This is a genomic window from Mesorhizobium sp. M2E.F.Ca.ET.209.01.1.1 (assembly GCF_004010375.2).
In the GTDB taxonomy this organism is placed as follows: Bacteria; Pseudomonadota; Alphaproteobacteria; order Rhizobiales; family Rhizobiaceae; genus Mesorhizobium.
Genome location: NZ_SADP02000009.1, coordinates 95,794 through 107,822 on the forward strand (window position 1 = coordinate 95,794; position 12,029 = coordinate 107,822).

General features: G+C 64.3%; 8 protein-coding genes. 4 read left to right on the forward strand and 4 right to left on the reverse strand.

The features are described from left to right. Positions 1 to 62: 62 nt before the first annotated feature. Positions 63 to 974, reverse strand: coding sequence for an EamA family transporter (locus EN852_RS18025; RefSeq protein ID WP_127876277.1), 912 nt, complete (start codon positions 972 to 974; stop codon positions 63 to 65). A 323-nt stretch (positions 975 to 1,297) separates the two neighbouring features. Here EN852_RS18025 and EN852_RS18030 point away from each other — a divergent pair, with 323 nt between their 5' ends. The 3 genes from EN852_RS18030 to EN852_RS18040 all read left to right on the forward strand — a co-directional run bounded on the left by EN852_RS18030 (position 1,298) and on the right by EN852_RS18040 (position 4,796). Beyond that, a complete protein-coding gene (locus tag EN852_RS18030) occupies positions 1,298 to 2,290 on the forward strand; it encodes an adenosine kinase (RefSeq protein ID WP_127876278.1) in 993 nt (330 codons plus the stop codon). Between the two features lie 269 nt (positions 2,291 to 2,559). Continuing rightward, positions 2,560 to 3,255: an antitoxin Xre/MbcA/ParS toxin-binding domain-containing protein gene (locus tag EN852_RS18035; RefSeq protein ID WP_127866451.1), complete on the forward strand. Its 696-nt coding sequence runs from the start codon at positions 2,560 to 2,562 to the stop codon at positions 3,253 to 3,255. A gap of 371 nt (positions 3,256 to 3,626) precedes the next feature. Next, the gene (locus EN852_RS18040) at positions 3,627 to 4,796 is read left to right on the forward strand and encodes a porin (protein ID WP_127876279.1); all 1,170 of its coding nucleotides are present in this window, start codon (positions 3,627 to 3,629) and stop codon (positions 4,794 to 4,796) included. An 84-nt stretch (positions 4,797 to 4,880) separates the two neighbouring features. Here EN852_RS18040 and EN852_RS18045 read toward each other — a convergent pair whose 3' ends face one another. After that, on the reverse strand, positions 4,881 to 7,160 hold the full coding sequence (locus tag EN852_RS18045; protein ID WP_127876280.1) for an NADP-dependent malic enzyme: 2,280 nt from the start codon (positions 7,158 to 7,160) through the stop codon (positions 4,881 to 4,883). Between the two features lie 137 nt (positions 7,161 to 7,297). Next, positions 7,298 to 8,485 carry a glycosyltransferase gene (locus tag EN852_RS18050; RefSeq protein ID WP_127876406.1) on the reverse strand — a complete coding sequence of 396 codons (1,188 nt, stop codon included), beginning with the start codon at positions 8,483 to 8,485 and terminating at the stop codon, positions 7,298 to 7,300. Positions 8,486 to 8,657: 172 nt separating this feature from the next. On the opposite strand from EN852_RS18050, the gene mutS reads away from it, so the two are divergent. Next, positions 8,658 to 11,372 carry a DNA mismatch repair protein MutS gene (gene mutS / locus EN852_RS18055; RefSeq protein ID WP_246694315.1) on the forward strand — a complete coding sequence of 905 codons (2,715 nt, stop codon included), beginning with the start codon at positions 8,658 to 8,660 and terminating at the stop codon, positions 11,370 to 11,372. Here the strand turns inward: mutS and EN852_RS18060 are convergent, their stop codons facing one another. Continuing rightward, positions 11,373 to 12,020, reverse strand: coding sequence for an isoprenylcysteine carboxylmethyltransferase family protein (locus EN852_RS18060; protein ID WP_127876282.1), 648 nt, complete (start codon positions 12,018 to 12,020; stop codon positions 11,373 to 11,375). Positions 12,021 to 12,029 lie beyond the last annotated feature (9 nt).

Sequence of the window (12,029 nt, forward strand, 5' to 3'; positions counted from 1 at the left end):
GCCCCCGAGATAGGCGGCGAGAGAGAGCGGCGCAACTGCAAGGCGAGATCGTCGCCGACGGTTCACGCTTTTCCGGGGATCGCTCCGGCGCGTCGGGCGGGGATCGTCATCGCGGCAACGCCGGCGACGACGAAACCCATGCCGACCCAGGCCGTCGGTCCTAGGCTTTCGCCCAGGAAGACGGCGCCGATGCCGACGCCGATCGGCACGCGCAGATAGGCCTGCGAGGTGGTGCCGACCGAGCCCAGCGTGTGGATCAAGCGAAAATAGATGACGAAGGCCAGCGCCGTCGAAAAGACCGACAGCCCAAGCAGGGCCAGGATCGATGCCGCCGACGGCGCAAGCGTCCATGGCCGGTCTACGATCAGGCTGAGCGGCACGAGCATCACCGCGCCGCAAAGCATCGAACCCGCGGCGGGGATCATCGGATCGAGGCCCTCGAAGCCGCGGCCGAAGATCGCCGCGCCGGCATAGGAGACCGTCGCGATGACGATCGCAAGCTGCGCCCACAATTGATGGCCAAGCCCGCCAAGCGCCTGCGTGCCGATGATGAGGCAGATGCCGACGATGCCGGCGCCGACACCGGCGAACTTGCGTGCCGTGACGGGCTCATGGCGCGTGATCAACGCCGTCAGCAGGAAGGTGAAGATCGGCGACGTCGAGTTGAGGATGGTGGCAAGGCCGGCATCGACCGAACGCTCGGCGGCAGCGATCAGGGTGAAGGGCACGACGCTGTTGAGGCAGGCCTGGAAGGCGAACCGGCGCCATGTCGCCGCGTTCGCCGGCATGGCAAGGCCGCGCCAGCGGATGACGGCGAGGAGAATAGCCCCGGCGATCAGCGTCCGGGCGGCGATGAAGGTGACAGGCGGGATCGTCTCGACGCCGATCTTGATGAAGGTGTAGGAAGCGCCCCATAGCACCGCCAGGACGCCGAGAAGCGCAAGGTCGGCGGACATCTCGGTCTTTTCGGACATTTCTGCGCCTTCCGTCGCGGGAACGATCCGCTTTGTTCTTACGCAATTGCGGACGGAAAACCGCCACGCACGTTTCCTGAGTTGCTTCTAGCCGATGGCGACGCGGCAATGTTTCGATCGACGCGAAACCATAGCGGCGATGGGCGCGGTCGATATGGGCCAGTTCGATGCGAATGCTGCCGCAGCCGGCGAACAATCGGCGCCGAGCCCGCCACCGCGGAAGGCAGTGGCGATTTTCGGGGTAGGAAAAACAGCGCCAACTCGCTAGACCCGCGCGCGGCCGGCATGCCAGATAGCCGGGTGGTTTCTTGGCGGAGATTTTGATGCCGGAATATGACGTGCTTTGCATCGGCAATGCCATTGTCGACATCATCGCGCAATGCGACGAGGCTTTCCTCGAGACCAACGGCATCATCAAGGGCGCGATGAACCTCATCGACGCCAAGCGCGCCGAACTGCTTTACAGCCGCATGGGACCCGCGATCGAGGCTTCAGGCGGCAGCGCCGGCAACACGGCGGCCGGTGTCGCCAGCCTCGGCGGACGGGCCGCCTTCTTCGGCAAGGTTTCCAACGATGCGTTGGGCGAGATCTATACGCACGACATCCAGGCCCAGGGCGTGGCCTTCGACACCAGGCCGCTTACAGGCCAGCCGCCGACGGCGCGCTCGATGATCTTCGTCACGCCAGACGGCGAGCGTTCGATGAACACCTATCTCGGCGCCTGCGTCGAGCTTGGCCCGGAGGATGTCGAGGCAGACAAGGCGTCCGGCGCCAGGGTGACCTATTTCGAGGGTTATCTGTGGGATCCGCCACGCGCCAAGGAGGCTATCCGCCAGACTGCAAGGCTGGCACATGCGGCCGGCCGCGAGGTGTCGATGACGCTGTCGGATTCCTTTTGCGTCGACCGCTACCGCGACGAGTTCCTCGAACTGATGCGCTCCGGCACCGTCGACATCGTCTTTGCCAACAGCCATGAGATCAAGTCGCTCTACCAGACCGCTTCCTTCGAGGAGGCGCTCGCCGCCATCCGCAAGGATTGCAGAATAGCCGCCGTCACCCGTTCCGAGAAAGGCTCGGTAATCGTGCGCGGCGACGAGACCGTCGCCATCGAGGCGACGAAGATCAAGGAGCTGGTCGATACGACCGGCGCCGGCGACCTCTATGCCGCCGGCTTCCTTTACGGCTACACGACCGGACGCAGCCTCAAGGAGTGCGGCGACCTCGGCTCGCTGGCGGCCGGTTTGGTGATCCAGCAGATCGGCCCGCGCCCGCGCCAGAACCTGCGTCGAGAGGCCGAGCAAGCGGGATTGCTCTAAGCAGTCCAGCGAAGCCAGGTTGCGTTCAGCGTCATCGCGAGCAGGCTCCAACTCGGCCTTTCTGTCGCGCCCCTGTCACAGAGCGCCCCTACACGCAAGCTGAGGCGTTCCGCGACTGACATTTCGGCACGCCAAACCAGGGGTGTGAAGATGCAAGCCAGCAACCTGCCGGGCCGCGGCGTCCGTTGCCGCCGCAATCTGTGCTTTCCGCGATAGAATTTCAGCAACCGCCGGCGCCTGGGGAGGAGCGCGGGCCACAAGACGAACGCATGACCAGACTTCAGACCCCGCCCGAGGGGATTTCGCAAGAGACCTTGGCAGGCCTAGTGGCCGAAGCCGTGCGGCAGGCATTGATGCAGCAAGGTGTCCTGCTGGATGCGCAGGCCCTGGTCTCAGCCAGCGCGCTCGCTGGCAGCGTGGCGGCCGCCCTCCCCTTTCTGCCGCCGGCGCAGCGCCATGCAATCGAACCCTTCAAGGGTGATTGGACCGCGCTCATCTCCGAGTTCTTCCGCATGATGCCGGAGAGAATAGCAAGCGGAGGTCCGACAGTGTCCGATCAGGCCTCCGGGCGCGTGCCGGAGGCGGGAAGGCTTCAAAATATCGCGGAACGCGCGGCCGATCTTCAATCGATGCTGCTTGAGGATTGGGCCGGCGAGGTCGCCGGCTCGACCTATCTGGAAGAGAAGCTGCGCATCCCGCGCTCGACACTGCATCGCTGGCAAAGGCGCGGCGAGGTCGTCGCGTTGCGCAAGGGCGGCCGCAAACATGTCTTCCCACTGGCCCAGTTCGTCGACGGCAGGCCGGTCCTGGGAATCAGCGACGTGCTGTCGGCGATCGCCAATCCGAGGCTCGCCTGGTTCTGGCTGACCCGCCCCGCGCCCGAGCTTAGCGGCCGCGTCCCTATCGAGATGTTGAGGGAAGACATGGTCGCGGACGTGGTCCGCGCCGCGCGCACCGTGTCCTGAGCGGTTCCGGCGATACCTTTTCTGCGCAACCGCGCGACAGAGTTTAGCCGGATAATTAAGTGTAACATAGCTGTAATAATTGGCACATTTGGCACATTCTCGGAATTTCTTGGCGTTTCGATTGTATAAATTGTGCAATCTGTCCCAATTTTACAAATATATGACGTGATATTTGGGCAACAAGACCTTTATAAGGTTCAAAAAGACGCCTTTCCGACACAATCTCTGTTGTACGTGACGACCGATTAAGTCATGTCCAGAGCGAAGAAGCGGCGCCGGTGCGCGTACTTTTTCAACGATGGGGACGGGGGTGGCAGAAGCCGAACGGCATGTCAGGCCTGTCTTGAACCTTTGACTGGAGATTCAAGAAAATGAACATCAAGAGCCTTCTTCTCGGCTCCGCTGCGGCCCTGATCGCAGTTTCGGGCGCCCGCGCCGCCGACGCGGTGACCGTCGCCGAGCCGGAACCGGCCGAATACGTGAAGATCTGCGACGTCTATGGCGCCGGCTACTTCTACATCCCCGGCACCGAGACCTGCCTGCGCGTCGGCGGCTATGTCCGCTACGATATCGGCGTCGGCGATGCCGGGTCGCTGGACGGTGTCAACCATGTCCCGGACCATCAGGGCGACGGCACCCATTCGACTTACTACAAGAACACTCGATTCACCTTGAAGACCTGGACCGGTCAGGAAACCGAGCTGGGTACCCTCAAGACCTACACCGAGACCCGCTTCAACTACGGCAACAGTAACGGTGACTATCTCAATCAAAAAGCCTCCAACGCGGACGATTGGCAGGGCCGCAACAAGTCGCTCTCCCTGCGCTTCGCTTGGATTCAGCTCGGCGGCCTCCGCGTAGGTAAGGACGATACGGCTTTCGATACGTTCATCGGCTACGCCGGCGCAGTCATCCAGGATACGCTGGTCCCGTATGGCGGCCAGGAGAGCAACGTCGTCCAGTACTACTTCGACGTAGGCAGCGGCTTCTCGGGGTTGATCTCTCTCGAAGAAGGTGCCGGCAAGGTCGGCACCATCGACAGCTATGTTCCGCATGTCGTCGGCGGCTTGAAGTACAAGGGTGACTGGGGCGCGGTGACGGGCGTCGTCGCCTATGACAGCAACTACGAGGAAGTGGCCGGCAAGGTTCGCCTTGACGTCAACGTCAGCAAGGAACTGACGCTGTTCGTCATGGGCGGCTACGGCACCGACGACAACCTCAACGACAATGCCGGCAACGCCATCGATGCCAGCGGTCGCGGCTTCTACAAGCAGTGGGGCGGCAACTGGGCAGTCTGGGGCGGTGGCACCTATAAGTTCAACGACAAGATCGCGTTCAACGCCCAGATCTCGTACGACGAATGGAAGAACCTGGGTGTCGCCGCCAACGTTGCCTATACCGTCGTGCCCGGCTTTACGATCACGGCCGAAGTCGATTATCTCAACGCTGGAAAATTCGACGACGCCGACTTCAACAACTGGACCAAGGCCAACAAGAAGAGCAGCCTCGGCGGTATTCTCCGCTTCCAGCGCTCGTTCTGATCGAGACCACTATTCAAACGAAGGGCCCGCGGCGATGTCGCGGGCCCTTTCCATTCTTGCCGAAAGCGGCAGCGCCGGTCTCTCTTAATTCCCAGCCGTGTAAGCCGCGATCGCCGCCATGTTGACGATGTCGCTGTCCTTGGCGTTCAGCGAGACGATCTGGACCGGCTTGTTCAAGCCGACCAGCAGCGGGCCGATGACGGTCGAGCCGCCGAGCTCCTGCAGCATCTTGGTCGAGATCGAGGCGGAATGGAATGCCGGCATGATCAGCACATTGGCGGGGCCGGTCAGGCGGATGAACGGATATTGCGCCATGGAGCGCGGGTTCAGCGCCACGTCGGCGGCCATCTCGCCGTCATACTCGAAATCGACGCGGCGCTTGTCGAGGATGCGCACCGCCTCCTGCACGCGTTCGGAGCGCTCGCCCTGCGGGTGCCCGAAGGTGGAATAGGCAAGCATGGCAATCCTCGGCTCATAACCCATGCGGCGCGCAAAACCCGCGGCCTCCTCGGCGATGTCGGCGATCTGCTCGGCGTTCGGCATGTCGTGCACCGCGGTGTCGGCGACGAGCACCGTCCTGCCGCGCGCGAGCACGATCGACACGCCTATGACGCGGTGGCCGGGCTTGGCGTCGATGATGCGTCGCACGTCGTCCAGCGCGGTGGAATAGTTGCGGGTGACGCCGGTGACGATGCCGTCGGCGTCGCCCAGCGCCACCATGCAGGCGGCGAAATGGTTGCGGTCGTTGTTGATCAGGCGCTGGCAGTCGCGGAACAGGAAGCCTTTCCGCTGCATGCGCTCGTAGAGATAGTCGGTGTAGATGCCGTTGCGGCGCGACAGCCTGGCGTTGATGATCTCGATGCCTTGCTTGTTGAGATCGATGCCGGCATTGCGGGCATTGTCCTTGATGACGTCGTCGCGGCCGAGCAGGATCGCCGTGCCGAGCTTCTGGTTCACATAGGAGACCGCGGCGCGCATCACCTGCTCCTCCTCGCCCTCGGCGAAGACGATGCGCTTGGGCTGGCGGCGCACGCGGTCGTAGATGCGCTGCAAGGTCGAGGCGATCGGGTCGCGGCGAGCGGACAGTTCCTGCGCATAGCGGTCGAGGTCGAGGATCGGCTTGCGCGCGACGCCCGATTCCATCGCGGCCTTGGCGACCGCCAGCGGGATCGCCGAGATCAGGCGTGGGTCGAACGGCACCGGGATGATGTAGTTGGGGCCGAATTTCGGCCGGTTGCCCTGATAGGCGGCGGCGACATCGTCCGGCACGTCCTGGCGCGCCAGCTCGGCAAGCGCGCGGGCCGCCGCGATCTTCATCGTATCATTGATGGTGGTGGCGCGCACATCCAGCGCGCCGCGGAAAATGTAGGGGAAGCCAAGAACATTGTTGACCTGATTGGGGTAATCCGAGCGGCCGGTCGCCATGATGGCGTCGGTGCGGATCTCGCCGACTTCCTCCGGCGTGATCTCCGGATCGGGGTTGGCCATGGCGAAGATGATCGGGTTCTTCGCCATCGACTGCACCATGGCCGTGGTCAGCGCACCCTTGGCCGACAGGCCGAGGAAGACGTCGGCGCCATCCAGCGCCTCAGCGAGGCTGCGCGCCTCGGTCTTGACCGCATGCGCCGACTTCCACTGGTTCATGCCCTCGGTGCGGCCTTGGAAGACCACGCCCTTGGTGTCACACAGGATGATGTTTTCCGGCGAAAAACCCATCGCCTTCATCAGTTCGATACAGGCGATGCCGGCAGCGCCTGCGCCGTTGCAGACCATCTTGGTGGTCTTCATGTCGCGGCCGGTGATCTCCAGCGCGTTGATCAGCCCGGCGGCCGAGATGATTGCCGTGCCGTGCTGGTCGTCGTGGAAAACCGGGATGTCCATCAATTCGCGCAGCCGCTGCTCGATGATGAAGCACTCCGGCGCCTTGATGTCCTCGAGATTGATGCCGCCGAAGGAAGGCCCGAGGAAGCGCACGCAGTTCACGAACTCGTCGGCATCCTCGGTATCGACTTCAAGGTCGACCGAATCGACATCGGCGAAGCGCTTGAACAGCACGGACTTGCCTTCCATCACCGGCTTGGAGGCCAGCGCGCCGAGGTTGCCGAGGCCGAGGATGGCGGTGCCGTTGGAGATGACGGCGACCATGTTGCCGCGCGTCGTGTAATCGAAGGCGCGGCTCGGATCCTCGGCGATGGCGCGCACGGGGACGGCAACGCCCGGCGAATAGGCGAGGCTCAGATCGCGTTGCGTCGCCATCGGCTTGGTGGCGACGATCTCCAGCTTGCCGGGCCGCCCCATGGCATGGAATTCCAGCGCCTCCTCGGGACTGACGGAGGGGCCGCTGCTTTCGGTTTTCCTGGCCATGATACCTGACGTTTTCCTCACCAATTCGCGCTCTTTAGGCGAGCGTATTCTTTTGAACTACCGCTTAAGGCCATACTCGGCCGCTGTAAACCGCCAAGCGAACTAGTGACAGCGTTCCTCCGCGCTGCCGTCGACAGTCAAATCTTGCCCGATTGTATCGCCTCGATCTCGCGCAGGTGCTCGCGCACCTGGGCCCAGCGCGTCAGCCCAGAAGTGCCGGCGAACGGCCACTCGGATAAGGGAGGATCATCGCTTCCCATGCGTTGCTTGAGCGCCGAGAGATAGACCATCAGTTCCAACCGTTCCGCCTTTACCCTTTCTAGCGTGCGGCCGCGAATCTCCTCCCGCGGTATGGCCCGGTCGCGAAGCCGCTCGACCGCGCGGCGGATCGCGGGCGGCTCCGGCTCCGCGATGATGCAGTAGTCCGGATCGAAATAGACGTCGCGGCCGCCGATGCTCGGTGTCGAGACGATCGGCAGCCCGGCCAGCAGATACTCCATGCTGGAATACATTGCCCCTTCCACCGCCGACAGGCAGAGCCCGACCGCGGCCTGGTTGTAGACGCGGTTGACCTCGCCGGAGGTCAGCCGGCCGGGCAGGCCATCAATGAGCGGATTGGCGATGCTGTGAAGCGGCGATTGCGCCTGCAGGCGGCGAAGGAAGGCGCGGTCGCCGGCCGGCGGCAATTCGCCGATCGAGGACGTCACATGAACCAGTCTTTCGATCTCGAAGGCGAGATAGTGCCGCTTGGTGTGCGAGATGCGGCCGTTGTAGACGGCATCGTACTCGATCGGCACGTCCGGCAGCGGCCGGAAGACGTCTTCCGAGATCATCAGATTGTGATTGGAGAAGATCGCATTGCCGCCAACGCCTGCAATCAGGCGTCGCTCTTCCTCTGTGTTGCAGAGAAAGATCAGCTCGTGCTTGGGGCAAACCTTGGCGAACCAGGCGAGATCCTTGCGTATCTGCTCGACGACGGCCGGCCGTTCCAGCGTCCAGTTCGGCATCAGAAGGAAGGTAGCGCGCCGTGGCGCAAGGCGTCGGCAGAAGGCGGCGAGCGCGTAGAGAGGGCGCCTGCCGCCGACAGGTACATAGAGGATCAACGGATCGCGGCTGAAGATGTGGAGAGGCATGTCGATGCTGCCGTCGAGGCCTGAAAGCGGCCCGCGCGCCGGAAGGATGAAGGGCAACCGGATCCGCGTCCACGCCTTGATCTTGGTTCTGGTTCGGTTGGCCCGGTTGGTGGCAAGAAGTCGAATACGGCCGAGCCGCGAGCCGACGGGGCCGACCATTTCCTCGAACGTCTCGTGCCCGTCCTTCTTCATCGCCCCGCCGTTCTCCTCACGGCGATCCATATGTCGGCCGACGGCATGAGGCAACATGCCTCCCGCACCCTGAGCTGCTGATGACGGCACCCCCCAGTCTTCCCCTGCTTTTCGCGCCGACGGCATTATACCGGGCTGCCAGTTCTGCTAGCGTCCAGGCATGAACATGCACATGCCGACCGACACAGAGGAGACGACGACGCCTGCGCCCGCCACCGGCGGCGTCACGCCGATGATGGAGCAATATATCGAGATCAAGGCGGCGAACCCTGACTCGCTTTTGTTTTACCGCATGGGCGATTTCTACGAGCTGTTCTTCGACGACGCGGAGAAGGCGAGCCAAGCCCTCGGCATCGTCCTGACCAAGCGAGGCAAGCACCAGGGGCACGATATCCCGATGTGCGGCGTGCCGGTGCATGCGGCGGACGACTATCTGCAAAAGCTGATCGCGCAGGGTTTTCGCGTTGCCGTCTGCGAGCAGATCGAGGACCCGGCCGAAGCCAAGAAACGCGGCTCAAAATCGGTGGTGCGCCGCGACGTGGTGCGGCTGGTCACGCCGGGCACAATCACCGAGGACAAGCTGCTTGCGCCCTCGGAATCGAGCTTCCTGATGGCGCTGGGCCGCGTGAAAGGCGGCGCGGCCAGCCAGGCCGGGTTCGCCCTGGCCTGGATCGACATTTCGACCGGCGCCTTCCGCGTTGCCGAGACGAGCGCCGAGCGGCTGCTTGCCGACATCTTCCGCGTCGACCCGCGCGAGCTGATCGTCGCCGAACCGGTGTTCCACGATCCGGAGCTCAGGCCGGTCTTCGATGTGCTCGGCCGGGTCGCCAACCCACAGCCGCCTTCACTGTTCGATTCGGCTTCCGCCACAAGCCGCATCGCGCGCTTCTTCGAGGTGGCGACGCCGGACAGTTTCGGCACCTTCTCGCGCGCCGAGCTGTCGGCGATTTCCGGCGCCATCGCTTATGTCGAAAAGACGCAAAAGGCCGAACGCCCGCCACTGTCGCGCCCCGAGCGTGAGGAGCAGGGCTCGACGCTGTTCATCGACCCGGCGACGCGCGCCAACCTGGAACTGCTGCGCACGCTGTCCGGCAGCCGCGACGGCTCGCTGTTCAAGGCGATCGACCGTACGGTGACCGGCGGCGGGGCGCGCTTGCTCGCCGACCGGCTGATGGCGCCGCTGACCGACCCGGCAGCGATTGCCGCCCGGCTGGATTCGGTCTCCTTCTTCCGCTCCGAAGTGCGGCTTTGCCAGGGCCTGCGGGCGAGCCTGAAAAGCGTCGCCGACATGCCGAGGGCGCTGTCCAGGCTGGCGCTCAACCGCGGCGGGCCGCGCGATCTGGGCGCGCTGCGCGCCGGCTTCGAGGTGGCGAGAGCGATTGCCGAGTTGTTCGCGACAACCGCGCTGCCCGCCGAGCTCGCCGCGGCGCTGGCCGCGATCAAGGCCCTTCCCGAGGCGCTTGCCCGCCACCTCAGCGAAGCGCTCGACGACGAGCTGCCGCTGATCAGGCGCGACGGCGGCTTCGTGCGTACCGGCTATCGCGCCGAACTCGACGAGATGCGGGCGCTGCGCGACGAATCGCGAAAAGTGATCGCCGGGCTGGAGCGCTCGCTCATCGAGGAAACCGGCATCCGCTCGCTGAAGATCCGGCACAACAATGTGCTGGGCTATTACATCGAGGTCACCGCCAACCACCACTCGATCATGACCGGCAGCGACGCCGCCAAGGCACGCTTCATCCATCGCCAGACCATGGCCAACGCCATGCGCTTCACCACGACGGAGCTGGCGGAGCTCGAATCGAAGATCGCCAACGCCGCCGACCGGGCGCTGAGCATCGAGCTCGCCGCCTTCGATCGGCTGACGGCGGAAGTGGTGGCTGAGGCCGAGCGGATCCGCGCCGGGGCGGAAGCGCTTGCGGCTCTGGACGTGTCGGCGGCGTTGGCGCTCTTGTCCGAAAGCGAGGGATGGTGCCGGCCGCTGGTGGATTCCGGCCTCGCCTTCGAGATTGTTGGCGGACGCCACCCGGTGGTCGAACAGGCGCTCAGGCGTTCCGGCGAAGGCCCGTTCGTCGCCAATGATTGCGACCTGTCGCCCGAGGGCGGCGCCAAGGCCGGCGCCATCTGGCTGCTCACCGGCCCCAATATGGGCGGTAAATCGACATTCCTCAGGCAGAACGCGCTGATTGCCATCCTTGCCCAGACCGGCTCCTTCGTGCCGGCGAAAAGCGCCCATATCGGCGTCGTCGATCGCCTGTTCTCGCGCGTCGGCGCCTCGGACGACCTGGCGCGCGGCCGCTCGACCTTCATGGTCGAGATGGTCGAAACGGCGGCGATCCTCAACCAGGCCGGCGAGCGGGCGCTGGTGATCCTCGACGAGATCGGCCGCGGCACGGCGACGTTCGACGGGTTGTCGATCGCCTGGGCGGCGGTCGAATACCTGCACGAAAAGAACCGGTGCCGGGCGATTTTCGCCACGCATTTCCACGAGATGACGGCGCTCGCCGGCAAGCTGCCCCGGCTTCATAACGTCACCATGCGGGTCAAGGAGTGGGAAGGCGACGTCGTCTTCCTGCACGAGGTCGGCAAGGGTGCGGCCGACCGCTCCTACGGCGTGCAGGTGGCGCGGCTGGCCGGCCTTCCGGAAGCGGTCGTCGCCCGTGCCAAGGAGGTGCTGCATCAGCTGGAAGAGGGCGAGGTTTCGGGCAAGACCAACCGGCTGGTCGACGACCTGCCGCTGTTTTCAGTGGCGGTGAAACGCGAAGCGCCGAAACCGGCGAAAAGCGATGCGCTGGGCGAAGCGCTCGGCGCGATCAATCCCGACGAGATGACGCCGCGCGAGGCTCTGGAGGCGCTCTACCGGCTGAAGGGGCTGGCGAGCCGGTAATCAAAACAATCGGAACATCGGCGTCACCAGCCCTGCCGACCGGAGCCAGCCGAGCAATTCGACCGCGAGTATCGCCGCAAGGAAGTAGGAGCCGTCAGTGGCGGTCCGCTTCAGCGCCACTGCGTCGAACGTGACGGGAGACGGGCCCAGGACGTCGTCGTCATCGCGCCGCAGACGGGGAAAGAAGGCCGGCACGCTGCGACGATAGCGCCGATAGGCCTCGCCGAAGATCGCGTCCAGCGCGGTCGCTTCGCGCGTCGCGACATAGGTAAAGACCAGGCAGGTGAAGACAAAGAGAACCGCCGAAAGGATCAGCGACCCGAATGTCAGCCCGACGCCTGCCAGTCCAAGCGCCGAGAAGAAATAGAGCGGGTTGCGCGTATAGGCATAGGGGCCGGTCGTGACGAGCTCACGGTTCTTGCGTCCGCCAACATAGAGCGATGCCCAGCAGCGGCCGCCGATGCAGATGAGGATCAGCACGGTACCCGCAAATTCAAGCATTTCGCGAAACGGGCTGCCCTGTGGCCACGCACTTTCGGCAAGCAGGGCCGGCGCCAGGACGACGGGAGCAGCCAGCCAAAGGAAACGGATCCTTCTGCCCTGTTGAAAAACCGTCGCGGAAAGCGGCATCGGGGACTTCTTCTGCATTTGCCTCGT

Bases quoted from the DNA above. Each gene is read 5' to 3' on its own strand.
- EN852_RS18025 (WP_127876277.1), bottom strand. From the start codon at position 974: ATGTCCGAAAAGACCGAGATGTCCGCCGACCTTGCGCTTCTCGGCGTC.
- EN852_RS18030 (WP_127876278.1), top strand. From the start codon at position 1,298: ATGCCGGAATATGACGTGCTTTGCATCGGCAATGCCATTGTCGACATC.
- EN852_RS18035 (WP_127866451.1), top strand. From the start codon at position 2,560: ATGACCAGACTTCAGACCCCGCCCGAGGGGATTTCGCAAGAGACCTTG.
- EN852_RS18040 (WP_127876279.1), top strand. From the start codon at position 3,627: ATGAACATCAAGAGCCTTCTTCTCGGCTCCGCTGCGGCCCTGATCGCA.
- EN852_RS18045 (WP_127876280.1), bottom strand. From the start codon at position 7,160: ATGGCCAGGAAAACCGAAAGCAGCGGCCCCTCCGTCAGTCCCGAGGAG.
- EN852_RS18050 (WP_127876406.1), bottom strand. From the start codon at position 8,485: ATGAAGAAGGACGGGCACGAGACGTTCGAGGAAATGGTCGGCCCCGTC.
- mutS (WP_246694315.1), top strand. From the start codon at position 8,658: ATGCCGACCGACACAGAGGAGACGACGACGCCTGCGCCCGCCACCGGC.
- EN852_RS18060 (WP_127876282.1), bottom strand. From the start codon at position 12,020: ATGCAGAAGAAGTCCCCGATGCCGCTTTCCGCGACGGTTTTTCAACAG.